Origin of the sequence: Pedobacter suwonensis (assembly GCF_044762335.1) — a bacterium.
Classification (GTDB): domain Bacteria; phylum Bacteroidota; class Bacteroidia; order Sphingobacteriales; family Sphingobacteriaceae; genus Pedobacter.
The window spans coordinates 507,250-531,975 of sequence record NZ_JBIWEB010000002.1 but is presented as its reverse complement, the minus strand read 5'-3'; the positions used below and the strand labels follow the sequence as shown (position 1 = coordinate 531,975).

The following is a 24,726-nucleotide window of genomic DNA, read 5'->3' as shown; positions in this document are numbered from 1 at the left end:
TGAGTTTTGATCAATCCATTTTATTGGCGTGAAACTCACGATGGCCTTGGTTAATTTTTATTGGTGATGACAGTGCTGAGTCTGTGTTCACTGAATGTTGCTCAGGTGAGATACGGGATTTTTTCATTCTGTTCCTGCGTTTAAGTAATTAAACTGAATGACTGCCTGATTCAGGCTTTTAATAAGGTCAAGGTAATTGCTTCGTATCGTAACAGACTGGTTGATCAACATCCCCCATTCGAGATAATTGATTTCACCGTTTACAAACTGCTTATTGGCTGTGGTTATAATGAGGTCCGCATTTTTGAGCACCGTTTTTTCATACTGCTCTACATTTTCCAGCCCATATTGGTATTGCTTTCTGAGGGTCATTAACTGTAGGTTCAGTTGCTGTCTTTGCTGCTCGAAACCGGAAATGGCAATGTCCTCATTAATTCTGGCTGCCGATATCCTGGCTTTCTGGGCAGCGCTAAAAATCGGGATACCGATCCCTATCTGCGCGGCCTGGAAACGTTTGTTACCATTATAGTAACGGTCATCAGCGCCGGTTCCCTTCATGGAGGTATTAAAGTAGCCGAGGCTGATTTCCGGTAGCAGTTTCGACTGTTCTACCTTTGTGAGTGCCTTACTGATGAGCTTTTGCTGCTCATAGATCTTCAAGGTATAATTTTTATCCACTTCAAAAGCCGCCACATTTTCAGGCAATTTTTTCTTTTCTATTTTGCCCTCAGGATAAAACCTATTTTCACTATTGAGTAACACCCCGAACTGCAGCAATACCGTTTCCATTTCCTGGCGGAGCTGGCTTAACTGAAAAGCCACTGCCGCTTTCTGGGTTTCGGCTGTAGCCTTTTCCATGATATTGCTTTCTCCTGCCTTAAAACGGATTTTTGCCTTATCCAAAAACCGGCTGTAAAGCGAATCGCTTTTCAGGATCAGTGTTTCCTTTTCTTTTAAATATAAAAAATGATCAAACACTTCTGCTATTGTCCTGCGAAGCTCGGCTGCTTTTAGGGTAGCGTTTAAGGTTGCCTGCTCCGCTTCTAAAGTAAGTAGATTTCGCTGTTTTGCATATACGGACGGGAAACTGAAAGACTGGGAAATTCCGATCCGGTTATCGGTAAAAGCACTGTTTAGCTGTCCAACCTCTCCTGTTAGATTGGCCATGGGCTTGGCGCCAGATGTTTTGACGAGTTGCTGCCGGTATTTGATAAGTAGTGCCTGGTTTTTAATCGTCAAACTATTTTTCATGGCGGTATCTATAGCTGCTGAAAGCGAGATAGACTGCTGGGCATTTACCTTACCTATACCGATGGAAAGTACAATACCAACTATGGTAAGCCTTTTACGACCAAAAGAAAATCCAATTCCTTTTTCAAACAAGATATAAAGCACCGGTAATACAAAAAGTGTTAAAAAAGTTGCAACCATAAGGCCTCCTATCACAACTGTTGCCAAAGGCCGCTGCACTTCCGCACCTGCTCCATTGCTCAGGGCCATCGGCAGAAAACCTAAGGATGCCACAAAAGCAGTCATCATGACCGGTCTTAATCTCAAACTGGTTCCCTTAAGTACAATTTCTCTTAAATTCGTCATGCCCTCTTTTTTAAGTCTGTTAAATTCCGCAATAAGCACAATTCCATTGAGTACGGCCACACCAAACAGCGCGATAAAGCCTACTCCTGCACTAATACTAAAAGGCATTCCACGCAGCGCCAGAAAGAAGATCCCGCCTATTGCAGACAGCGGAATGGCTGAATAGATAAGCAGTCCCTGTTTAACTGAACCAAAAGCAAAAAACAGCAGGATAAATATCAGTACCAAGGATACGGGCACAGCAACCATCAGCCTTTTCTTGGCCGCATTCAGATTCTCAAATGCACCACCATAAGTGACGTAATACCCCGGGGGAAATTTGATCTTGGCATTCACCTTTTCCTGCAGTTCATTAACAATGGTCTGCACATCTCTTCCCCTGACGTTGAAACCGACAACCAATCGCCTTTTGGCATCCTCACGCTGAATCTGGTTGGGGCCGTTTTTGATTTCGACATTTGCAAGTTGAGATAAGGGTATCTGCGTCCCTGCAGGCGTTGGTATTAAAAGACTTTGAATGTCTCCTAAGTTTTTGCGCTGCTCTCCATCAAGCCGAACGACAAGTTGAAAACGCTTCTCTCCTTCAAACATAAGACCTGCACTCTGGCCGGCAAATGCGGTATTCACAATCCGGTTCACGTCCGTAATATCCAGGTTATATTGAGCGATTATTGCCCTGTTGTAAGAAATCACCACCTGCGGCATTCCGGTTACCGGCTCAATGAAGAGATCCCGGGCGCCGTTTACAGAAGAAATCACCGAACCCAGTTGTTTGGCAAATATCGCTAGGGTATCCAGGTTCTCCCCGAAAATCTTGCAAACCACATCCTGCCTGGCTCCGGTCATCAGCTCATTAAATCGCATCTGTACCGGATACTGAAATCCGGCGGTAATGCCGGGCACTGCTTCCAGCGCCTTGCCCATTTTTTCAGAAAGCTCATTGAATGTTTTTGCCGAGGTCCAGTCTTTTTTATCCTTTAATATCACCATCATATCACTGGCCTCCATTGGCATGGGATCAGTCGGCACCTCGCCGCTTCCAATCTTGGTGACCACTTTTTCGACTTCCGGAAACCGGGTTTTTAAAATGTGGGCGGCCTTTTGTGTACTTTCTATCGTCGTGGAAATACTGCTTCCGGTGAGTACCCTGGTGTCTACGGCAAAATCGCCTTCTTCCAGTGCCGGAATAAACTCCCCTCCCAGAAAAGTAAGGGTAATCACGGCCAGTACAAATAATGAAAATACAGTGAGCAATACCATTTTTGGAAATGCGATAACTTTCGATAGCGTTTTATGGTAAGCATTTTCCAGTCCGGACATCATACGGTCAGAAAAATTTGCTTTGTGCTTGATTTTTTTGCTCAAAAACAGCGCACTCATCATGGGTATGTAAGTGAGCGAGAGGATAAAGGCACCCAGCAACGCAAAGGCCACTGTTTGCGCCATTGGCTTGAACATTTTTCCCTCAATCCCCTGCAAGGTAAAAATCGGAAGGTAAACGATGAGAATGATAATCTGCCCGAATACTGCACTGTTCATCATCTTACCTGCAGATTGCTCCACCTGTCCGTCCATTTCCTGCGGCGATATTTTATCGAGCGTTGCAAACTTCTTGTGATGGGAAAGCTGGTGCATCACGGCTTCAACGATAATTACCGCACCATCAACGATCAGTCCGAAATCCAGTGCGCCAAGGCTCATCAGGTTTCCGCTTACCCCGAAGGTATTCATCATAATCACCGCAAAAAGCATGGCCAGGGGAATAATAGAAGCCACAATCAGCCCTGCCCTGAAATTGCCCAGAAAAAGAACCAGTACAAATACAACAATAAGTGCACCTTCCATCAGGTTTTTCTCTACTGTACCGATTGCATTGTTTACCATCTTGGTCCGATCCAAAAATGGTTCGATTACAACCCCTTTCGGCAAGGTCTTCTGGATCTGGGCAATCCTGTCCTTTACATTTTTGATCACCTCGCTGCTGTTGGCGCCTTTGAGCATCATTACCACCGCGCCTGATACTTCCCCCTGGTCGTTATAGCACATTGCACCATAACGTGTAGCGTAGCCAAACTTGACCTCAGCAACATCACGGATAAACAGCGGTCTTTTCTGCGGCGTTTTGATAGAGATATTTCCAATATCGTCTACCGTAGATACCAGTCCTTCGGTACGAATAAACAGCACCGAGGGACCTTTTTCGATATAAGCACCGCCGGTATTCTGGTTATTCCGGTCAATCGCACTGAACACATCATTGATGGTAATTCCGAAAGATGCAAGCTTGTTGGGGTTGATGGCAATTTCATATTGCTTAAGCTTGCCACCGAAACTGCTTACCTCTGCTACCCCTTTGACGCCAAGTAACTGTCTTCTTACAATCCAGTCCTGAATGGTCCTGAGCTCGGTTTCTTTATACTTATGTTCATAACCTTTTTCCGGCCGGACCACGTATTGATAAATTTCTCCAAGACCGGTAGATACCGGCCCAAGCTCAGGGCTTCCTATTCCCTGCGGAATCTGCGTCTGAACCTGTTGCAGGCGTTCTGCAACCTGTTGCCTTGCCCAATAAATATCGGTATCATCGTTAAAAACAATGGTAACCAGGGAAAGACCAAACCTCGAAAAGCTCCTGATCTCGAGCATACCCGGTATATTGCTGTTGGCCTGTTCGATGGGAAAGGTGACCAGTCTTTCGATGTCGGTCGCACCGAAAGAGGGTGCAATGGTAATTACCTGAACCTGGTTATTGGTAATGTCGGGAACTGCGTCTATGGGCAGTTTTTTGATCTCGTAAAATCCATATCCGATGAGCGCAAAAATAAACAGCCCGATGATGAGCTTATTGCGCACCGAAAATTCTATTATCCTGTTGAGCATAAAATCTTTAATAAAAGTTTAAAAATTAATAAAATTTGTTCTTGTGCTTATCAGATCGATAGCGCATAAGTGCTCAGGCAGAACTTTGGTGGTTGCCAAATGCCGCCTCCGGGTGTAGCGGTTTCGGGAAATTGATAAAAGAATCTTTTGAGGTGTAGCAATTCAATGCCCGGATCGATTGGAACGACTATCTGACCGGCTTCCAGGCGAACGGGATTTCCACCATGCCCCGGAGCAGCACAGGTCTTAAAGGGCAATTTCATATCCTTATCATAGTCTGCATCATGAACATCTCCGTTAAGGTAATGGATACAAAAAAATCCCCAAAGGGATAAATCCTTTTGCTGCTCTTTATGCTCAAGGTAATGCCCGATCAGCTCGGGCACCTTTAGAAACTGGGAAAGCGCTGTAGATGAAAACAGATAACAGCACAACAGAAGTACAGCAGTTCGTTTTAGCATGGCCTAGATCCTAATTATTTTCATCATTTTCAATTCTCTCCCCCGTTGATCATATCCGAAACAATTCCCTTTCCATCTTTACCCTCGGCTAGAAAAACTCCCGCCAAATGAAGAACAATAAAACCCAGTATCAGGTACATGCAAAAGCCATGGAATTCCTTTATGCTGTGGTTAATGTTTTGCGGGATTCCGGTATAATCTTCAAAAGCGAGCAGGAGGCCGGTAACCACCATAATCAAAAGCAGGAGATAAAAAATGATGTAAAGTCCCTTCACAACCAGTTCGTGCCTTGCTGCCTCTCGCTCTTTTTTTAAGATAAAATAAGCCCGGTAAGCTTTTCCGAGCTTGGGAAGAAGTTTTTGCGAGGGCGGCATAAAAAACTCTGCGATTAACCTGAACAGAAAAAGCGCGGCTAATGCGTAGCCAAAATAGATGTGTATGTCCCATACCTGATCCTCCAGGCCATGGGTAACTGCACCGGCCTGCTCATCACTTACCAATGCGCCGGCATTGACCAATTCATTTTTCACAAAGCTGCGCTGCGAGCGGTCCAAGAGTGTAGCGTTGATCAGCACAGTGAGCAGGGATCCTGAGATCATAATAAAATTTACCCAGTGCCAGAAACGTGTAGACGAAGCATATTTCTTTCCTTTTCTGTTCATTCCTATTTCTTGGTTGGTAGGTTCGATAATGGCCATATGATTTTATTGGGCTTTAAAGGTTACAGTAAAAGTATGCAGGTCTTGATGGTAGGAATAATCAAGCCGGTAATGTTGCCGGTTGCAGATCTGCTTTAATATGGCAAGCCCCAGACCGGTGCCTTCTGATGCATTATCCTTATAAAAACGGTCGAATATTTTTCCGGGATCGAGCGCTTTATTGTGGCCTGTGTTTGCAAATGCGATTTGGTCTGCATCCAACCTCACCTCAATCTTACCTCCGTCATAGTTATGCCTGATCACGTTGCTGAAAAGATTGTTAATCAGTATTTCAAGCAAGCTTCGGCTTGCAGAAATCGTTACATCGGTCAAAATGGTTTCTACGGTAATATTCCGCTCGGTAATCAGTTCCTGGAAGTACACCTGCTTTTCTTCGATAAGCGATTTCAGGTTAACCTTTTCCTCGTCCTGCAATAAATTATTATCAATCTTAACCAGGAGTAGCAGTGATTGGTTCAGCTTGGTTAGTCGGGAAGTGGCCTTATATAATTCAACCAGGGTTTCGCCATCTTCCTTACCCAGAACATTTGACTGTAGCATATTATCGAGCTTCGAATTGATTACCGCCAGCGGCGTCATCATTTCGTGGGATGCGTTTTCGGTAAAAAGCTTGATCTCGTTATAATCAGATTTCACCTTCCCCGAAAGTTCTACCAATACCTTGTTTAATTGCCTGAATTCTGCCACAGGCATTTCAACAGGCTCGTATGGCCGGTCATGGTTGATATTGAAGGCTGTAATATTCTTTAGGAGCTGCTCAAAAGGGGTCCAGATTTTCCTGAGCAAAATCCTGTTCACCAATAACACCAGGGCAAAAAGCATCGTCACCGGAAGGAGGATAATGAGGCAGATGTTCCTGATCTGCTCCTGCCGTTCAAATTTAGAGGCGATGACCAGGACCCGGTAAGGTTGGCCAACCAGTTCTAGTTCGGTTTTAAGGTACCTTGCGGTTTCCTTGCGGTGCTTAAGGGGATTGTAGAACAGGGTATCCGCATAGCTACTGGAAGGACTGGCCTTCTTTATTTTTTTATACTGAACAACAAGATCCTCAAATTCATGCGGCTGATAAAAATTTCCCGCTGCCGAATATTCCTTTACCTCCATAACTTCTTCCACCAGATCATGGTCAATCTGCTGATCAAGATAATAGATGAGCATACGGTAAAAAAGAAATCCGATCAGCAGCAGGCCAAAAAGACTGATGATCATCAGTATCCTGTTATATCTTGTAAATAGCCTCATACTTCCGTGAATTTGTAACCAATGCCGTATACGGACTGAAAATAATCCCTGCTCCCGGCGTCAGTGAGTTTTTTTCTGATGTTCCTGATATGGGTATAGATGAAATCAAAACTGTCTGCCATATCTGAATCATCACCCCAGATGTGCTCAACCGCCGCAGATTTGGAAATTACCTTACCTTTGTTGGAAACAAAATAAAGCACGAGATCAAATTCTTTTTTGGTCATGTGAACTACCTTACCATTCACAAGTACCTCTTTGGCATCCAGGTCTATCCTGATTTCATTAAATTCAATATGCCTTTCCCCATGGGCACTTTTTCGGCGAACAACTGCCAGTATCCTGGCATTGAGCTCCGAGAGGTGAAAGGGCTTGATCAGGTAATCATCAGCTCCAAGGCTGAGGCCCTCAATTTTTTGATCGATGGAATTTCTTGCCGAAATAATGATCACCCCTTCGGTTCTGTTCATCCGTTTGAGATAGTTCAGTATCTGAAGCCCCTCTCCATCGGGAAGGGTAAGATCGAGCAAAATGCAGTCATAATCATATGCCCCTAAACGGCCAAGTGCTTCGCTATAGTTTGAAGCCTGACTACATATATTTCCCTGGGAGAGCAGATACTGTGCTATACTACGCTGCAGCCCGGGTTCATCTTCAATGATTAGAATCTTCATAAGAACAAATATGGTTTAAGATACTGAAGACATCTTGAAGTTTCCTCAAAAAAGCACCAAAATGGATTTAAGGTGAATCAATTGCCTGAAAGTCTTTTGATGTTGGCCTGTTTTCCCGGCTGAAATGCAGACCTGGAATAGGGCTCAAAATACTCGTGGGAGATAAGAAGCTTAAGATTTAAGGAATTCCATTGCGCCGGGTCATAAAACAGGTTTAACGTGACCTCCCATTCCTTTCTAAGTTTTTCAGAATAAAGGACATAATCCTGTAGAGAAAAATGGTACAGGTCAGCATCGCATAGGATCCTTCCGAGTTTTTCCGTTGGGAATTGAGGAAATCTGGTGTCGGCAATGCAACGGCATATCTCATCAATGATCTCCTGTCCCAGATTTTCATTTCGCAAAAAATCAGTTGCAATCCGCATACTTTCTTCTTCATGTCCCATATATTTCTGTGTATAACCCGTATCGTGAAACAACGCCGCAAGGTCCAGTTTGAATAGCTCTGACTCGCTTAACCCACTGTTGTTTCCGATCTCTCTGGCAATCCTGGCGGTCTGCAGGGTATGTTGAAGGTCATGAAAGTACATCTTATCAGATAACTGATCCATAAACAATCTCTCCACGTAAACCATTGCCCTGTCTATTATCTGCTCCATGTTTTCTTTATGATTGTTGCATCAGGCAATAATAAACATCAAATCTAAAGACAAGTTGAAGTTTTTAGGGATACCTTGAGTCAATTCAAATACATTCAGATGGGGTCCACGAATTTTGGTTTTCCCGGTCAATTATTAATCCTGTCTTTAACGCCTATCGCAATTGCCCGCCATAGCGTGTAGCCCGGACTAGGACGATATGCAGCAACAAAATATTCAATAGCGGCCGAACTGGGAAGGTATTGAAAAATCAACGGATGCGATATGTTTAAACCGAAATAGGGTGGTCAATTTCAGCGAAATCTCCAACTATAGATCGTATTTACTGAAAGCGTCAATAGGTGTGAAGCTTGTTGTATGGTTAACATTGTATCTTCGACACAGATAGCATTCTCTTGCATTTGATACAAGTTGAAGCAATATGTCTAATTTTTGATTAACCAAATTTAAGATTATATAAATTATTAATAAGGTAAATGCAAAGAATGTGCAAATGGTAAATAACGAATGAAAAATTTTTTGTTAATATTCTAATCATCAATAGGTTACTCTATACAAGTTACTACAAACCCTCTGACTAAAGGAAATCGGAACAGGCATTATAAATTCAGTTTTCCGATAGTAGTCGCTCCTGTTTGGTGAACCTCCAAAAGGGCGCATTTGATATTTTTGTAATCGATAATCTTATGCAAATAGCCGACGGCACCAGCTTTCCTCGCCTGATCGATGTAAAAATTTTCAATCTCCGAGGTCAGGATAATTACCTGCGAGTTCGGCCACTTCTTCAAAATCTCTTTTGTCAACTCAATACCGTTCATATTGGGCATGCGCAGATCTGTCAAATATAAGTCCGGAGGTATCGGACACCCTTCTGCGAAACCAAGAAGTTCCCTGCCATCACTAAAAGCGCCAATGATACCAAACCCACTTTCGACCAACATTTCGACCATTGATTCCCGAAACCACCGTTCATCTTCCGCATAAATGATCGTAATTCTGCCGTTACTTTTATTCTCTCCGATCTGAGTCATGGTTAAGTTTTGATGGATTCAATTGGACAGATTGCTCAAAGATAACATTTTGGCGTTTAAATAGAAGCACACATTTTAACTCTAGACCGTTAGGTATTTGTAAATTCGCAATGCTGCATAATTCCTTGTTGCTGCGACCGGTGGGGAACTTGGTTAAGTCATTTTACCAAACCAGCTTATCCAGGATCGTCCTGCAATGAAACGAAAAAAAGCTATCACCTCTTTCGACACCTTCAGTATCATCTCAGAATATGGTAGATCCTTACCCTCCGAGACTATCGCAGGTGCGACCATGGATGCTCAATCTGTTGCCAGAAGCGATGAGGTGTCATACCAGATCCCGGTAAAGATTTCGAGCGAGAAGATGTGAGCAGACAAACTGTCCGTTCATTGTCACTTCTATTCCCGCATCCACATTTTCAGAGCATAGTTGTACGAATTATCTATAAGCTTATAGCTCGTGGGAACCTGTTTTAACGAGCCGTGGTAAGTAACCAACCGGGTGCCGGACGGCCTTTGGTCTAACTGTTCACGAACGTAATCTGTATAGTAGCTGTACAATTCTGCGGTTGCCTCAATTTTCGTATCTATTGCGAGATCCGGCTTGATATTTTCATAAAATGAGTTGAAAAAATAAAACGAATCAAAGCGGCCGAAATCAAGCTCCGTTATATTTTTGTGTATGAAATTTACATTTTGCAGGTCTAAGGTATTTTTTACCCCTTCGGCTATATTGTACAAATCCTTGCGCTGCTCAACTCCATAAAATAAAGTTTCAGGCCCATAGAAACCGGCCGTGATACAGAATTTACCTACACCACTCCCGATATCAAGAACCTTTGAATTGGGTACAGAAAGATATTCGCAGGATTTTCTAGCTATTTCCAATGGGGTCCAATGCCTTTCGGAAAGTCCCTGAATGCGCTTGGGAAATAGACTATCGAAGCTGGTGTCCTTATCAAAATAAACTACGTTCAGAGAATCGGTGTGCATTTAATTTTCTAGTAAAGGGAAACATTCAAAATTTGTACATTCCGGCATCCATTAGGCCTAGCTACAAATTTACTGCACAATAGATGCCTTTGAAGTGTAAAGAAATCAGGGCTGCAAATGATATTTATCATCTTAAATCCCTTTAATTAATCCTAAATTATGCCTGGGAAATGAAAGTGGATATGAGATTTGGAATATGCCGCCAGCACAGAACTTGCGCCATAGGACAGCAATTGACATCCCGTTTTTACAAGCCTGGAGAAATCGTTAAATCTTGGGATGAATCGAGACATTGGGAGGAAAGGTGGTTGCTACCGGATACGGCATATGTCGATAGAAAGGAAAAAGAACTGTACCGGTTGAACTAAAGGAAGCTTAATTTACGATCGTTTGCAATACAGGAAATAAAAACGGCCTGCGAACTCCGGATGGCATAAGTACGTATATAAATTTTTATTTAAATAAGATGATAGATGAAATTAAAAAAAGGATTGGCTTAAAACTTAAAGAGCAAGTCGATTTTGAAGTGTCTGCGCTGAGTATAGAGGGAACTCACATATACCTGGTTACTTTTTCTCATCAGGGGGACGCGTTCAACTTTTTACCGGATTCGATCGAAATTAAAACAAGCCCTGATCGCAGTAATAGATATTTTTACCTGATGTGGTCGCAGATCTGGAATCTTTAATTCGGTAGGACAGGCAGTTGAAAAATTTTTCTATGCCTTGATCCACATTCTTAGCAAGCTGTTTTCCGAGGTTTCCACGAGCTTATAGTTCGGTGGAACCTCGTCAATTGTACCCTGAAAAGTCACCAACCTTGTTCCTGAGGGCCTGGTATTTAGCATATTGAACAGATACTGGGTATAATACGAATATAAGCTTAGAGAGGTTTCAATGATGTCGTCAATCTTGTTGCACTGGTCAATATTTTCCCAAAAAGAGTTATAAAAGTAAAAGTGGTCAAAACTTTCATAATTGATTTGTGTAAGGTTGGCATTGATAAAACCGGCATTGCAAAGTTGCAGGTAGTTCCTCGCCTCTTCCGCAAAATGAACCAGTTCATGCCGCTGTTCAACGCCGTAAAAGGTAGTTAATGGATAGTAATATGCGCCAGCAAGACAAAATTTGCCTATTCCGCTTCCAATATCCAGCACTTTAGAGCTTGGAAGAGCGAGAAATTTTGCCGCCTTACGCGCAATCCGAATTGGAGTCCAATGCTTCTGGGATATCAATTGTAAGTGTTCCGGATAAAGCCAGTCAAAGCTGGTATCATTGCGGAATAAAGAAGGGTTCATTTTGGATTTAGAGGTTTATTAGGTTATATAATGGATTTTGAAAGAAAGTTCGTCAACTGTCATCCTGAACTGGCTGGTCATTGCCTTCCCTGGGGCTGTTACTGATAGGTCAACATTGCAATGCCCGTGACAAATGCCTAGCCACGAACGTATCCCGTGCTTGGTCCAAGAAGTTAAAATAAAACATTAATGATTAGTTCAGGCTTCAATAACAGCAAAGGGGAGTCAAAGTTAGCTTAATAGTCCCAATGGCGGTTCGTCACCATAACTATCTATCGGTGGGCAGGTACAAATCAGGTTACGGTCTCCGAATGCGTTGTCTATCTTGCTTACCGATGGCCAAAATTTGTAGTCTTTCAACCAAATGCTCGGAAATGCTGCCTTTTCCCTTCCATATGGTCTACTCCAAGTGTCTTTCAAGCAATCATTCAATGTATGGGGCGCATTTTTCAACACGTTGTCCTTTTGGCTATACTCACCCTGGACGATTTCTTCTATTTCTCTTCTTATTGAAATCATTGCACAGATAAATTTGTCCAACTCCGCTTTGCTTTCACTCTCTGTTGGTTCGATCATCAGCGTATCATGCACAGGGAAGCCAACTGTTGGGGCATGAAAGCCATAATCCATCAATCTTTTGGCAATGTCCCCAACTTCCACATTCGCAGATTTTTTAAACTGAGCGCAATCAATAATGAACTCATGCGCACAATGGTCATTTTTCCCCGTAAAAAGTATCTTGTAATACCCCTTTAAGGAGTCCTTTATATAATTGGCATTAAGAATAGCTATTTTGGTAGCCTCCAAAAGGCCATCTGCACCAAGCATCTTGATATAACCAAATGAGATCAATAGCACCAAGGCACTTGCAAAGGGAGCAGATGAAACAGCGGAAATTGCCCTTTCGGTTTTCTCCAATGAAATATGTGAGGGCAAAAATTCGACAAGGTGCTCTGCAACTGCAATCGGCCCCATGCCGGGCCCTCCGCCTCCATGGGGGATTGCAAACGTCTTGTGTAGGTTTAGGTGGCAAACATCTGCCCCGATATGTCCCGGGCTGGTTAATCCAACCTGTGCATTCATGTTAGCGCCGTCCATGTACACCAAACCCCCATTGATATGGATGATTGAGACAATTTCTTTGATGGATTCTTCATAAACTCCATGAGTAGAAGGATAAGTAACCATTAGACAGGCCAGCGCATCCTGATGAAGTGCCGCTTTATTACGTAGGTCATTTACATCAATGTTCCCTTGCGGGTCACAACTTACAATGACAATCTTAAATCCTGCCATCGCTGCCGAGGCAGGATTCGTTCCATGTGCTGATGAGGGAATAAGGGTGATATTCCTATGATGGTTGTTGGCCTTGTGAAAAGCCCTAATCACCATCAATCCTGCATATTCGCCCTGTGCGCCTGAATTGGGCTGAAAACTTATGGCTTTGAAACCGGTTATTTCACACAGATCTTTACCCAATTGATGGATGATCTCCATATACCCCTTGGCCTGCCCCAAGGGTGCAAACGGATGAATCTGCGTAAATTCAGGCCATGTTAGCGGGAGTAGTTCCGATACCGCGTTGAGTTTCATGGTACATGACCCTAAAGAAATCATGCTATGGACTAGGGATAGGTCCTTGTTCTCCAGACGCTTGATGTAACGCATCATTTCGGTTTCACTGTGATAGGTATTGAAGACGGGATGTTCCAAGAACTTGGAAGCCCGTAAAAATTTCGTTGAGGCTAATGGTGATGGCGCTGCCCCACCAATCCGGTCAAAGGCCGCACCCTTTGCTCTGGCCAATATCAACAGAAGATCAGCCAAATCATTGGATGTTGTAGTTTGGTCAATGGATATTGCAAACCGTGCAGCATCAATATAACGCAGATTGATTTTCCCTCCTTCCGCCAGTGGCCTGATGACATTTAGATCCCCCTCAAATACAATAGTATCGAAAAATACCTTGGTATGCGGGCGGTATCCCATTCTTATCAATTCATTGTTTAGCAAGCATGTATTGGAATGCACCTGAAAAGCGATGGACCTTAGTCCTTTTGGACCATGGTATACCGCATACATGCTGGCAATTATAGCAGGTAAAGCCTGAGCAGTGCAAAGATTAGAGGTTGCCCTTTCTCTTTTGATATGTTGCTCACGTGTTTGCAAGGCCATTCGATAGGCGGTTTTCCCACTAGTATCTTTCGATACACCAATGATCCTTCCAGGTGCCAATCTTTTAAAAGTTTCCTTACAAGAGAAGAATCCAGCGTGGGGGCCGCCAAAACCCAATGGCATACCAAACCTCTGGCTATTCCCGACAACACAATCCGCACCCCATTCTCCGGGTGGATGTAAGAGCAATAGGGCCAAAAGATCGGAGGCAACACAAACTTTTACGTTCTGTTCATGAGCCTTTGTCACCATTTCCTGAAAATCAGCCACCTCTCCGTTGACATCTGGATATTGTACCAAAAGCCCAAAAAAAGATTGGTCAAGGGCTATTGAATTGATGTCACCGACGACAAGCTCGATTCCCAAAGGTTCAGATCTTGTCCTAAGCACATCAACAGTTTGTGGGAAGCAGTTTTCCGAGACGAGGAATCTGACCGCACTGCCTCCATCTGCTGCATGGGCGTTAAAGAACATTAACATTGCTTCGGCAGCCGCTGTACCTTCATCTAAAAGTGATGCATTGGCAATTGGAAGGCCGGTCAGCTCTGAAATTACAGTTTGATAATTCAATAAAGCCTCGAGTCTACCCTGGGATATCTCTGCCTGATATGGTGTATAGGCGGTGTACCAGGCTGGATTCTCAAAAATATTCCTTTGGATCACAGCAGGCATCGACGTCCCATAATAGCCAAGGCCTATATAGCTTTTATACAATATATTTTTTGAGGCAGCTACCCTCAAGGAGCTGATATATTCCTCTTCTGATAATCCTGAAGATATTTTCAACGGCCGGGTATATCTGATTTCTTCGGGAACGATTTGATTGATCAGTTCATCAAGCGTATTCACACCGATAACCTTTAACATGCCTTCCACTTGCGAATTGTCGGGTCCGATATGTCTGCTTTTGAACTTATATATGGATTTCATTTCTTTATTCATTTTGCGGAAAAACTATTTTTTAACAAACGGGAATCTGGCTATTCTCGCCGCGAGATACCGGTTGCGAACATCTATGTAAACCGTAGTTCCAGGTTTGGAATAGTCTATACTGACATAGCGCATTCCTATACCGGTTTTTAAGGTCGGGGATTGGGTACCCGAAGTGATATGTCCAATGACTTCATGCTTAGCATTCAAGATTCTATAATCATGCCGTGGAATCCCTCTATCGAGCATTTCAACCCCAACCAATCTCTTCTTCGGCCCGTGGTCCTTTTGAACCTTTAGGATGTTCCTGGCCATGAAATCTTTTTCGAACTTTGTGATCCACCCCAATCCGGCTTCAAGTGGAGTGGTCTCATCATCTATATCATTTCCATAAAGGCAAAATCCCATTTCCAGGCGCAGGGTATCTCTGGCTCCCAAGCCAACCGGGCGAATATGATACTCTTTACCCGCGGAGAAAATTGCCTCCCATAGCGTTTCCACATCACCGTTATCTATATAGATTTCAAACCCACCGGCCCCGGTATATCCCGTGTTTGATACAATAACATTGGGCATGCCATTTAGCTCAATACGCTTAAAATGGTAATACGGAATTGCGGACAGGTCTGTTTCGGTGAGCTTCTGTAGCGTATCAATTGTACGTGGGCCCTGTACGGACAACAGAGAGATCGCATCGGACCTGTCGACAATCTCTGCCTTATGTATATTGTTGGTCTCGAGCCAGTTCCAGTCCTTTTCGGTATTTGAGGCATTAACAACCAACATGTAGGACTCTTGATCCAACATATAAACCAAAAGATCATCAATGATCCCTCCCCGCTCATTGGGCATGCAGGTATACTGGACCTGCCCAATGGTCAATTTCGAGGCGTCGTTCGTTGTTATCCTCTGGATCAGTTCAAGCGCATTTTCCCCTCCAACAATGAATTCCCCCATATGTGACACATCGAAAACACCTACGGCCGTCCTAACTGTTTCGTGCTCTGCGTTGATCCCTTCATATTGAATGGGCATATTATAGCCCGCAAAAGGGGCCATCTTTGCTCCGAGGGCCTCGTGAACCTGACTTAATACTGTATCTTTCATAGCTCCTAATATCCGTTCGCTCCAATCAGGGTTTTGTAGGCATCCGCCGTTAACAGGCATGCTTTTTCTTCCGGGTCACTTACTAAAACCTTGATCATCCATGTACTGTACGGCTCCTGATTTACAAGCTCGGGCTTTTTTTCAATATCCTGGTTTACAGCAACCACCTGACCGGTAACAGGCATAAATAGATCCGATACCGTTTTAACTGCTTCAACAGTACCAAAAACCTCTTCTTTGCCGACCGTCGAATTTAGTGTCGGTATGTCGACATAAACGATGTCGCCAAGTTCCTTTTGAGCAAAATGTGTAATCCCGATCAAAGCATATTGGCCATCGAAACTGATCCATTCATGGTCTTTAGTGTAAAACAATTTTTCTGGATACTCCATAATTTATCTTTGTTTAATATTAACAATGTGTTTTTTGCGTTTCATACGCTTGAAATCTTTTAAAGTTTTTCCTGAATTCCCCAGCTAAATTTCTGGCCGTTGCTTGATATTCCTTTTTATCGGCCCATGCATTTTCCGGATTTAAAAGTTCAGCAGGAACCCCCGGACAGCTCACCGGCATTTCCATCTCAAATAGCTCGTGTTTTTCAAATCCAAGACGGCCCAACTGCCCCGACAGGGCTGCGGAGACCATTGCCCTGGTATATTCTAGTTTAATGCGTTCACCATTTCCAAAACTTCCCCCGGTCCATCCTGTATTGACCAACCATACTTTGATAGAAGAGCCTCTTAACTTTTCGCCGAACATTGAAGCGTACCGCAGCGGGTGTAGCGGCAAAAATGGTTCTCCAAAGCATGCTGAAAAAGTAATTTGTGGTTCCTTGATTCCAATTTCCGTACCTGCAACTTTTGAGGTGTAACCAGAAATAAAATGGTACATGGCCTGTGCCTCATTTAATTTTGAGATCGGTGGCAGCACGCCAAATGCATCCGCAGTCAGCATAAATATGTTCTCAGGTGCCCTTCCCACAGAAGGCACAACGATGTTGTCTATAAAATGAATGGGGTAGGCAGCGCGTGTGTTTTCGGTGGTGGAGGTATCGGTATAATCCACCACCTGGCGTTTCGGATGAAAGCAGACATTTTCCAGCAGGGCACCAAATCTGATGGCATTAAAAATCTGCGGCTCCTTTTCATAACTTAAGTCGACGCACTTTGCATAACAGCCCCCCTCCAGGTTGAAGACAGATGCTGCGTCCCAAGCGTGTTCATCATCGCCGATCAACCTACGCATCGGATCGGCGGAAAGTGTGGTTTTTCCTGTCCCTGAAAGCCCAAAGAAAATAGCCGTGTCACCGCCTTCTCCCACGTTCGCGCTGCAGTGCATTGGCAGGACCTCTCTGTCTTGCGGCAAAATGTAGTTTAACACGGTAAATACCGCCTTTTTAATCTCACCGCTATAGGCCGTACCGCCAATCAGAATGATTTTTTTCTTAAAATTGATAACCGTGAAGTTTTCTGACCGGATGTCGTCCACCTTTGGATCACCGATAAAACCCGGCGCAGACAATATCGTCCAGTCCGCTGCAAATTTTGATAGCTCCTGAGTCTTCGGCCTTAAGAAAAGATTGTTAGCAAAAAGGCTTTGCCAGGCATTTTCCGTAACGACCCTGATTTTAAGCCTGTACGCCTCGGCCGCACATGCAAATACATCCCTGACATATAGATTCCGGCTTGACAGGTAAAGCGTCGCTTTCCGATAAAGACTTTCAAAAGATTCCGTGGAAAGCTTATGGTTCACCTCTCCCCACCAGATGCTATCCTCGGTTAGGTCATCAGCTACGATGTACTTGTCCTTTGGTGATCTTCCTGTAAATTTGCCGGTGTTACAGGCCAGCGCACCTGAGGAGGTGAGTTGACATTGGTGGTCACGGATAGCGTTGCTGATGAGATCGAAGGTAGAAATGTTCCAGTGGATAGACCCATTGCACTCGATGCCCAGATACGATAAGGATGCTTGTTCCCTGTTTATCATAAAATGCTTTAGTGTTTTAGTATGGATGCTTATTGGGACAGTTGAAGTTGTCCACGATATTTCCCGGTGCACAGGTCCTGTTTGACCTGCTTAAAAACCGCAACAGTCCGCTCAACCTCTTCCCTTGTATGGGCAGCTGTTGGAATTAACCTCAAAATGATCATGCCTTTTGGGACAACCGGGTAAACAACCAGAGAGCAGAATATATCGTATCTCTCCCTTAAGTCCCTTACCAGTGCAGTAGCCTCATTGATCGAGCCTTCCAGGTAAACTGGTGTAACGGGCGATTGGGTATTGCCGATTTCGAGTCCAGCGTTTTCAAGCCCAGTTTGTAGTTGTCGGGTGACTTCCCACAATTGGGTTCTTAATTCCGGTTTCTCCCTGATCAAGCTGAGCCGCTGGTGCAGACCAAATACCAATGGCATTGGCAACGCTTTGGCATAAATCTGGGAGCGCATATTATATTTCAGATATTGGATAATTTCTTTTTTCCCAGAGACAAAAGCCCCAATGGCGGCAAAGGATTTTGCGAAAGTGGCAAAATACAGGTCTATGTCTCCCTGGACACCTTGAGCCTCACCTGTTCCGGCACCTGTTGCCCCCATAACGCCGATACCGTGGGCATCATCGACTAGCAAGGTAAAATCATATTGCTTTTTAAGGGCGCTGATTTCTTTCAGCTTTCCCGTATCCCCGCGCATTCCGAACACCCCTTCGGTAATAACAAGTATGCCTCCCTTACTCACATCGGTCAATTTTTTGGCCCTGATGAGCTGTTTTTCAAAATCTACGATGTCGTTGTGTTTGTATGCAAAGCGTTTACCGATATGTAGCCTTAAACCATCTATTATACAGGCATGCGATTCTGAGTCATATACAGCAACGTCATGACGGTCAAGTAGGCTGTCGATAATCGATAACATACCCTGATATCCATAATTCAATAAAAAGGTATCCTCCTTGCCTACAAAAGCGGAGAGCTTCTCCTCGAACATTTCATGTAGAATTGTGTTTCCTGTCATCATTCTGGCTCCCATCGGATAGGCAAGCCCGTATTGTCTGGCACCTTCTTCATCAGCCTTCCTCACCTCAGCGCAGTTAGCCAGCCCCAGGTAGTTGTTCAAACTCCAAACCAGTTTTTGCTTTCCGTTGAAAAACATGTGATTTCCCAACTCACCTTCAAGTTTTGGATAAGCAAAGTATCCGTGCGCATAATGAGCATGCTCACCTAAAGGCCCCGGTTTTAATAGGTTTTTTTCTAATAGATTCATTATCTAAATTTTGTAGTGTTGCGGCTTTCATCTATTGATAGCTTTCCCGCTCCCCTTGAAATGTGGAAAAATATTCTTGTCCGATTGCAGCTTTTTAATGTATGTGAGTTTAAAAATTCTTTTGTGAACATTGCTTCCATTGTTTTAATTCCTTTTACAATATAAGCTCATTTAAATCTTTTATGATCTTTGGTGTTCCTATCGATTATACCATCTGTCCTGGCCTATTTCAAATGCCTGTCTTTGACCCCTTCAAGAGCAAATTTTGGCTTCTTCAAAACGAACATCCAGATCGGGACACCAAGAAGTAGGTAAAATTTAATCACATGCAAATCTATTTGCTAATCCAATGCGTTTCGCAGTAAGAAATCATTGGTGAAAGTGATATTTATCAGTTTTTTTCTAGTTGGAACTCCTCATTTTCTCCTCAAAACAAACAGTTAGATACCAACCCCTCTGCAACAACCTCGCAGCATCCACGATGTACGAGGACAAGTTGGCTTTTTTGGGCGCTCCAAATTTTTTGCTGTCTTATCTAACGACCTGACAAGGTGTGTTTACTTCGGACAGAGGAGGTCGATATGTGGCATCCATAAATCCATTCAGTATTAAATTATTTTAAATGTGTACATTCGGCGCCTTTATCAGTCATAAATATGAAAATCGAAGAACAACTGCTTGAAAGAAGCGGGAAAAAATGTGAACTCTGTGGGTCGGTAGATCAACTAAGTGTTTATGAGGTGCCGCCACATGTCACTTACTCAGTGGAGGAATGTGTTTTGGTATGTGGAAAATGCCTTTCGCAAATTGAAAAGAGAGAAGTATTAGACAGTAAACATTGGCAATGTCTCAACTCAAGCATGTGGAGTGAAGTTCTCGGTGTACAGGTGCTTAGCTGGCGCATGTTAAACAGATTAAGACAGGAAAGCTGGGCAATTGACAACCTCGAGATGATGTATCTGGATGATGCTACACTTGGATGGGCAAAAGCCACGGGAGACCATGAGAATGATTCTGATGTTGAATTTCATAAAGATTGCAACAACAATATCCTCGAAAACGGTGATACAGTGGTTTTGACAAAGACCCTTGATGTCAAAGGATCAAGCTTAAGTGCGAAACTCGGAACAGTAGTAAAGAACATTAGACTCGTGGAGGATAACAAAGAACAAATTGAAGGCCGGATTGAAGGACAGCTTATCGTTATACTTACCAAATTTGTGCGTAAACAAAGCTGATTGCTATATTGGCCCATCCTTGAGCGGGTTTTCATTACATTTTTCTTTACTGTCAGAACATGAAACTGGCATTGAAAATGTTATTTCCAAACCAGGGCAGGGAATTGTGAGCAACGGTTGAGGTGAGCGGAATCGTTGCCCGTATTGCCATTTGTTAATTTAAAAATAGTTTCTTCAAATTTTGTAGTGAGATGTTGTGATTATTCCTAAATTGGTCGGCTCAGGACTTATATTATAAGTTATACCAATGGTTCATTTGATTATGATGGTCCCAGGCCATCGTTGAAAGTCAATAAAGACAGTTATGCTAAGACACTTAGGCGCAAAGCGTACGCTCCAACATAACCTGAAATTAGCAACCCTTCTGGGGCTAACCGCGGGATTCGTAAATGCGGAGGGATTTCTTGGATTTGCAGTTCTGACTACAAACGTTACCGGGCATGCGGCATTGCTGGCAGAGAAAATCGCTTTGGCAGACTGGCATACTGCCCGGGTAGTAGCCCTCTGGATGTTTCTTTTTTTGGCGGGCGCGTTTGTATCCAGCCTGATCCTCGCGCTTACAGGTCATAATCAACGCTATTCTTATTCTATTGCTATTTTCATTGAAATTATCATCCTGCTTTTCTGCGCACTGTGTGGCCAAAAATATGATGGATCCTTAGCTTCCAAAGAAATTTTTGCCGGGAGCCTGCTTTTTGCCATGGGCCTGCAGAACTCTTTAGTTTCAATGATCTCCGGTTCCGTGGTAAGAACCACGCATCTTACCGGAACCTTTACAGATCTTGGTATAGAATTGGCGCAGTTGTTTAATAAAAAAAAACCAGACCAGCAGGCCCTTAAAGCTAAAATCAAACTCCGTTTTGTAATCATCTTCTTTTTTATGGCAGGGGCCGTTGCAGGTGCTATTCTTTTTGAACATTTTGGTTTCAACGCTTTTTATGCACCTATCGGTATTTTGATTTATGCTCTCCTTTATGATATCTTCAGGATTAAGGCCAAAAGATACTACCGAAAAAGAGTCAATGCAGGCAAAAGGCAGTGAAGTTTTGGGAAAACAATGCTACATCATGTTCCTTAAAGAAAAAGAGCCCATTTTTGTTAATTAATGCCGGTCACATCTGCGAGCGAACAATAAATGGACGCCAATCTTTCTCTTTTTGTAAATGGTCAACAATCAAACAGGAAAAAATTGATATCATATCTTACCAAAGATGATTTTTATCATTGGTCCGAGTGATAAGTTTCTATAAAAGAAGCATAGATTAAGGCTAGTTTTGTGTCGTGAAAAAGACTAAGATCTTTGGATAACTGCATGATTATGGGCAATAAAGAAAAGCATCCGGATGAAGATTCATTTTGGATGAAATATAAACGGTTTGCGAGCACTGAGATTCTTATGTACTTGATCATGATCATTGGAATTTTTCTCGGCTTGATAATCCTGATGTAATCGTCTTGCAACATCGCCTATTGTCCTCATCAATCACACCATTTTAATGAATACTGAACAACATAATCTCACGGATTACAGCTTACTGCCTTCTAACTATTTCTCTCATGATACTGTATTCGATAGCTTTTTCCCATCCCGGATAAAAAAAATGTCAAAAATACATTGGACCCCCCTCGCAATTGCCAAAACAGCAGCCTCATTTTTGGCTCCCGTAGCAGGGTCCAGAGTCTTGGATATTGGAAGTGGCATTGGTAAGTTCTGCATTTCGGCAGCCCATTTTTTTCCTGATTCTGAATTTCATGGTGTAGAGCAGAGAAAAGATCTTGTCGATCTGGCCATTGCGGCCCAACAAAGAAGTGAGATGACCAATGTTCAGTTTCTGCACGGGAATTTCACGGAATTAAGTCTAGAACACTATGACAGCATCTATTTTTACAATGCATTTGCCGAGAACATGATCGATGTTGCACGAATTGACGAATCCATAGACTATTCGCCAGGCTTATATACCTATTATTCCAATTATTTGTGCAAGGGGCTGGAAAATATGGCAAGCGGAACCAGGTTGGTGACCTTCCATGGGTATGGCCATGAAATTCCGATGGGATATAAAATGGTTGAACAGGATATCCAGAAAAACCTGAAAATGTGGATTAAAATCTAGAAAAGACTGCTAAAACAATAGGAAAATGCATTTAGAAAATTACACTTCTTCAGTTCTGAGACAGCTGGGCGATGCGAAAACCTACTTCCAGGTTGAGGTTGTCATCACTGATTTCGTTGAGCTGCTCTGCAAGGAAAAATACCCGGTTGTTGACTACCTTGGCGAACTGGAAACGAAAATAGAGAAGTTGTCTCCCTTACATTTAAGCAGTACCCAGTTTAGCTGCTATAGATATGCCCTGTTATATTTACGCAGCTATGTTACCCTTCCACAAGAGGCATCATTTTAAGGTTGATGTTTCGGAGTTGGATTTTTATGCCTTGCAAGCCCAGTTCAAGACAGGTAAATCTGCGGACAGCTAAGACTGGAAGCCAAGCAAGAATGCCTCTGTTAAGGATAATGGGATTGATTTTAAATTGTAAATGCCGCATCAGTACATGTGGGGTAATAAGGGGCAAACCTTGAAAGAACCATGATAAGACCTCACTCCCGGGCAGATTTCAATGAAGATAACCGGATCCTTGAGTTGACTGGGAAAATTGGTTTTCCCGCTATGTAAATCTTTTATTGTTAATATTATGGAAATTAAAAAAATTAAAGTTGTCAACCCTATCGTAGAGCTTGACGGAGATGAAATGACTCGCGTAATCTGGAGATTTATCAAGGACAAACTGATTCTTCCTTATCTTGAACTGGAAATCAAGTATTTCGACCTTGGCATTCAATACCGTGATCTGACATCAGATCAGGTAACTATCGATGCAGCCGAAGCCATAAAGAGATTCGGAGTCGGTATCAAGTGCGCGACCATAACGCCGGATGAAGAACGCGTAAAAGAGTTTACGCTCAAACAAATGTGGAAATCGCCTAATGGAACGGTCAGGAACATATTGGATGGCACTGTGTTTCGCGAACCTATTGTTATTGAAAACATCCCCAGGCTGGTCCCAAGCTGGACGAACCCGATCTGTATAGGACGTCATGCATTCGGAGACCAATACCGGGCAACCGATTTTCTGACCAAGGGCCGTGGGAAATTGACTATCACGTTTGCACCGGACGACGGACGGCCAGAGGAGTCCATGGAGGTATATAATTATCAGGGGGACGGAGTGGCAATGGCCATGTACAACACGGATGATAGCATATACGGGTTTGCGAGGGCATGTTTTAATCAGTCGCTGGCAAAAAAATGGCCGCTTTACCTATCCACAAAAAATACAATATTAAAAAAATATGACGGGAGGTTTAAAGATATCTTTCAGGAAGTTTATGAAAATGAATTCATCGGGCGCTTTTCTGAAGCTGGCCTTACCTACGAGCACCGCCTGATTGATGATATGGTCGCCTCCGCCCTAAAATGGAATGGCAATTTTGTTTGGGCCTGTAAAAATTATGATGGCGACGTACAGTCCGATATCGTTGCACAGGGCTTCGGATCACTTGGTTTGATGACCTCCGTTCTTATCACCCCCGATGGAAAGATCATGGAGTCTGAAGCCGCGCATGGCACAGTCACCCGACATTTTAGGGAGCATCAGGCTGGAAAAGCAACTTCCACAAATCCAATTGCATCTATTTTTGCCTGGACAAGGGGATTGGAGTTTCGAGGCAGGCTGGACAACAATCAGGAGCTTGTAGAGTTCTGTAAAATACTTGAAGAGGTTTGTATAGGTACAGTAATGTCCGGTAAAATGACCAAAGACCTTGCAGTCTGCATTCACGGGCCAAAGGTAGAACATGGTAAAGACTATCTATATACAGAGGAATTTTTATCTGTCCTCGATGATAATCTTCGAAGAAAGCTGGCTTAGCCCGTTAAGCCTCTTCTATCGGTATGAAAACGGATTTTATTGGACCTGCGTGACTAAATATGGTTAATTATAAATTATTTTTCCGGATGTATCAATACGAAAATCATCAGCAACGACCTAACCGTAAATTTTAATCATAATGGATACATCAAAATCTTATGCGTTAAGGCATGCAAAATGTCCTAGATGCCGAGTAGGCAATATGTTCTCAAACAGTATGTATGGCTTTCATTTCCAGCATATGAATGATCACTGTTCACATTGCCATTACAGGTTTGAGCGTGAACCGGGTTATTTTTATGCCGCCATGTTTATCAGCTATGGAATGAATGTCGTAGAAATGCTGCTGATTTGCGTGGCGACCTATGCAGTGACCGGAAATCTATCTTCTTTTTGGTTATATGCGGGGATACTGATGAGTTCAATCGTCGTTTTGGGACCTTTCAACTTTAGATATTCCAGGGTCATCTTGCTTTACTGGCTTACCCCTGGCGTAAAATATGACCCAAGAAAATAGCGTTTATTTATCTGCTGAA

General features: G+C 43.2%; 20 protein-coding genes. 6 read left to right on the top strand and 14 right to left on the bottom strand.

The annotated features are described in order from the left end of the window. Nucleotides 1-123: 123 nt before the first annotated feature. The 14 genes from ACIQXP_RS05850 to ACIQXP_RS05785 all read right to left on the bottom strand — a co-directional run bounded on the left by ACIQXP_RS05850 (nucleotide 124) and on the right by ACIQXP_RS05785 (nucleotide 19,021). Nucleotides 124-4,476, bottom strand: coding sequence for a CusA/CzcA family heavy metal efflux RND transporter (locus ACIQXP_RS05850; protein ID WP_387504845.1), 4,353 nt, complete (start codon nucleotides 4,474-4,476; stop codon nucleotides 124-126). A 50-nt stretch (nucleotides 4,477-4,526) separates the two neighbouring features. Continuing rightward, nucleotides 4,527-4,937 (bottom strand): hypothetical protein, encoded by a 411-nt coding sequence (locus ACIQXP_RS05845; protein ID WP_387504844.1) that lies wholly within the window; start codon nucleotides 4,935-4,937, stop codon nucleotides 4,527-4,529. Nucleotides 4,938-4,966: 29 nt separating this feature from the next. Then, a complete protein-coding gene (locus tag ACIQXP_RS05840) occupies nucleotides 4,967-5,635 on the bottom strand; it encodes a cytochrome b/b6 domain-containing protein (RefSeq protein ID WP_387504843.1) in 669 nt (222 codons plus the stop codon). Between the two features lie 6 nt (nucleotides 5,636-5,641). Beyond that, entirely contained in the window at nucleotides 5,642-6,898 is a 1,257-nt protein-coding gene (locus ACIQXP_RS05835) for a sensor histidine kinase (RefSeq protein ID WP_387504842.1), read from the bottom strand. Then, nucleotides 6,895-7,572, bottom strand: a complete 678-nt coding sequence (locus ACIQXP_RS05830; protein ID WP_387504841.1) for a response regulator transcription factor — start codon at nucleotides 7,570-7,572, stop codon at nucleotides 6,895-6,897. Before ACIQXP_RS05830 ends, ACIQXP_RS05835 begins: the two co-directional genes overlap by 4 nt. A gap of 77 nt (nucleotides 7,573-7,649) precedes the next feature. Then, entirely contained in the window at nucleotides 7,650-8,231 is a 582-nt protein-coding gene (locus ACIQXP_RS05825; RefSeq protein ID WP_387504840.1) for an HD domain-containing protein, read from the bottom strand. 599 nt (nucleotides 8,232-8,830) lie between these two features. Next, nucleotides 8,831-9,262, bottom strand: a complete 432-nt coding sequence (locus tag ACIQXP_RS05820) for a response regulator (protein WP_387504839.1) — start codon at nucleotides 9,260-9,262, stop codon at nucleotides 8,831-8,833. A 399-nt stretch (nucleotides 9,263-9,661) separates the two neighbouring features. After that, a complete protein-coding gene (locus tag ACIQXP_RS05815; protein ID WP_387504838.1) occupies nucleotides 9,662-10,255 on the bottom strand; it encodes a methyltransferase domain-containing protein in 594 nt (197 codons plus the stop codon). 718 nt (nucleotides 10,256-10,973) lie between these two features. Then, nucleotides 10,974-11,552 (bottom strand): hypothetical protein, encoded by a 579-nt coding sequence (locus tag ACIQXP_RS05810; RefSeq protein WP_387504836.1) that lies wholly within the window; start codon nucleotides 11,550-11,552, stop codon nucleotides 10,974-10,976. Nucleotides 11,553-11,783: 231 nt separating this feature from the next. After that, on the bottom strand, nucleotides 11,784-14,669 hold the full coding sequence (gcvP, locus tag ACIQXP_RS05805; RefSeq protein WP_387504835.1) for an aminomethyl-transferring glycine dehydrogenase: 2,886 nt from the start codon (nucleotides 14,667-14,669) through the stop codon (nucleotides 11,784-11,786). A gap of 12 nt (nucleotides 14,670-14,681) precedes the next feature. Beyond that, nucleotides 14,682-15,764 carry a glycine cleavage system aminomethyltransferase GcvT gene (gene gcvT, locus ACIQXP_RS05800; protein ID WP_387504834.1) on the bottom strand — a complete coding sequence of 361 codons (1,083 nt, stop codon included), beginning with the start codon at nucleotides 15,762-15,764 and terminating at the stop codon, nucleotides 14,682-14,684. 5 nt (nucleotides 15,765-15,769) lie between these two features. Beyond that, nucleotides 15,770-16,156 carry a glycine cleavage system protein GcvH gene (gcvH, locus tag ACIQXP_RS05795; RefSeq protein ID WP_387504833.1) on the bottom strand — a complete coding sequence of 129 codons (387 nt, stop codon included), beginning with the start codon at nucleotides 16,154-16,156 and terminating at the stop codon, nucleotides 15,770-15,772. 19 nt (nucleotides 16,157-16,175) lie between these two features. After that, on the bottom strand, nucleotides 16,176-17,750 hold the full coding sequence (pckA, locus tag ACIQXP_RS05790; protein WP_387504832.1) for a phosphoenolpyruvate carboxykinase (ATP): 1,575 nt from the start codon (nucleotides 17,748-17,750) through the stop codon (nucleotides 16,176-16,178). 29 nt (nucleotides 17,751-17,779) lie between these two features. After that, nucleotides 17,780-19,021 (bottom strand): aminotransferase class I/II-fold pyridoxal phosphate-dependent enzyme, encoded by a 1,242-nt coding sequence (locus tag ACIQXP_RS05785; RefSeq protein WP_387504831.1) that lies wholly within the window; start codon nucleotides 19,019-19,021, stop codon nucleotides 17,780-17,782. 656 nt (nucleotides 19,022-19,677) lie between these two features. Here ACIQXP_RS05785 and ACIQXP_RS05780 point away from each other — a divergent pair. The 6 genes from ACIQXP_RS05780 (at nucleotide 19,678) to ACIQXP_RS05755 (ending at nucleotide 24,707) form a co-directional block, all read left to right on the top strand. After that, nucleotides 19,678-20,259, top strand: coding sequence for a PhnA domain-containing protein (locus ACIQXP_RS05780; protein ID WP_387504830.1), 582 nt, complete (start codon nucleotides 19,678-19,680; stop codon nucleotides 20,257-20,259). 304 nt (nucleotides 20,260-20,563) lie between these two features. Beyond that, a complete protein-coding gene (locus tag ACIQXP_RS05775) occupies nucleotides 20,564-21,301 on the top strand; it encodes a YoaK family protein (protein ID WP_387504829.1) in 738 nt (245 codons plus the stop codon). A gap of 559 nt (nucleotides 21,302-21,860) precedes the next feature. Beyond that, entirely contained in the window at nucleotides 21,861-22,376 is a 516-nt protein-coding gene (locus tag ACIQXP_RS05770) for a methyltransferase domain-containing protein (protein WP_387504828.1), read from the top strand. A gap of 25 nt (nucleotides 22,377-22,401) precedes the next feature. Further along, the gene (locus ACIQXP_RS05765; protein WP_387504827.1) at nucleotides 22,402-22,665 is read left to right on the top strand and encodes a hypothetical protein; all 264 of its coding nucleotides are present in this window, start codon (nucleotides 22,402-22,404) and stop codon (nucleotides 22,663-22,665) included. 289 nt (nucleotides 22,666-22,954) lie between these two features. Next, nucleotides 22,955-24,190, top strand: coding sequence for an NADP-dependent isocitrate dehydrogenase (locus tag ACIQXP_RS05760; protein WP_427429415.1), 1,236 nt, complete (start codon nucleotides 22,955-22,957; stop codon nucleotides 24,188-24,190). A 139-nt stretch (nucleotides 24,191-24,329) separates the two neighbouring features. Then, a complete protein-coding gene (locus ACIQXP_RS05755) occupies nucleotides 24,330-24,707 on the top strand; it encodes a DUF983 domain-containing protein (RefSeq protein ID WP_387504826.1) in 378 nt (125 codons plus the stop codon). The last annotated feature ends 19 nt before the right edge of the window (nucleotides 24,708-24,726 follow it).

Coding starts and splice junctions, on each gene's coding strand:
- ACIQXP_RS05820 (WP_387504839.1), bottom strand. CDS start 9,262: ATGACTCAGATCGGAGAGAATAAAAGTAACGGCAGAATTACGATCATT.
- ACIQXP_RS05810 (WP_387504836.1), bottom strand. CDS start 11,552: ATGAACCCTTCTTTATTCCGCAATGATACCAGCTTTGACTGGCTTTAT.
- gcvP (WP_387504835.1), bottom strand. CDS start 14,669: ATGAATAAAGAAATGAAATCCATATATAAGTTCAAAAGCAGACATATC.
- gcvT (WP_387504834.1), bottom strand. CDS start 15,764: ATGAAAGATACAGTATTAAGTCAGGTTCACGAGGCCCTCGGAGCAAAG.
- ACIQXP_RS05815 (WP_387504838.1), bottom strand. CDS start 10,255: ATGCACACCGATTCTCTGAACGTAGTTTATTTTGATAAGGACACCAGC.
- ACIQXP_RS05840 (WP_387504843.1), bottom strand. CDS start 5,635: ATGGCCATTATCGAACCTACCAACCAAGAAATAGGAATGAACAGAAAA.
- ACIQXP_RS05850 (WP_387504845.1), bottom strand. CDS start 4,476: ATGCTCAACAGGATAATAGAATTTTCGGTGCGCAATAAGCTCATCATC.
- ACIQXP_RS05835 (WP_387504842.1), bottom strand. CDS start 6,898: ATGAGGCTATTTACAAGATATAACAGGATACTGATGATCATCAGTCTT.
- ACIQXP_RS05780 (WP_387504830.1), top strand. CDS start 19,678: ATGAAAATCGAAGAACAACTGCTTGAAAGAAGCGGGAAAAAATGTGAA.
- ACIQXP_RS05755 (WP_387504826.1), top strand. CDS start 24,330: ATGGATACATCAAAATCTTATGCGTTAAGGCATGCAAAATGTCCTAGA.
- gcvH (WP_387504833.1), bottom strand. CDS start 16,156: ATGGAGTATCCAGAAAAATTGTTTTACACTAAAGACCATGAATGGATC.
- ACIQXP_RS05760 (WP_427429415.1), top strand. CDS start 22,955: ATGGAAATTAAAAAAATTAAAGTTGTCAACCCTATCGTAGAGCTTGAC.
- pckA (WP_387504832.1), bottom strand. CDS start 17,750: ATGATAAACAGGGAACAAGCATCCTTATCGTATCTGGGCATCGAGTGC.
- ACIQXP_RS05845 (WP_387504844.1), bottom strand. CDS start 4,937: ATGCTAAAACGAACTGCTGTACTTCTGTTGTGCTGTTATCTGTTTTCA.
- ACIQXP_RS05775 (WP_387504829.1), top strand. CDS start 20,564: ATGCTAAGACACTTAGGCGCAAAGCGTACGCTCCAACATAACCTGAAA.
- ACIQXP_RS05770 (WP_387504828.1), top strand. CDS start 21,861: ATGTCAAAAATACATTGGACCCCCCTCGCAATTGCCAAAACAGCAGCC.
- ACIQXP_RS05765 (WP_387504827.1), top strand. CDS start 22,402: ATGCATTTAGAAAATTACACTTCTTCAGTTCTGAGACAGCTGGGCGAT.
- ACIQXP_RS05830 (WP_387504841.1), bottom strand. CDS start 7,572: ATGAAGATTCTAATCATTGAAGATGAACCCGGGCTGCAGCGTAGTATA.
- ACIQXP_RS05825 (WP_387504840.1), bottom strand. CDS start 8,231: ATGGAGCAGATAATAGACAGGGCAATGGTTTACGTGGAGAGATTGTTT.
- ACIQXP_RS05785 (WP_387504831.1), bottom strand. CDS start 19,021: ATGAATCTATTAGAAAAAAACCTATTAAAACCGGGGCCTTTAGGTGAG.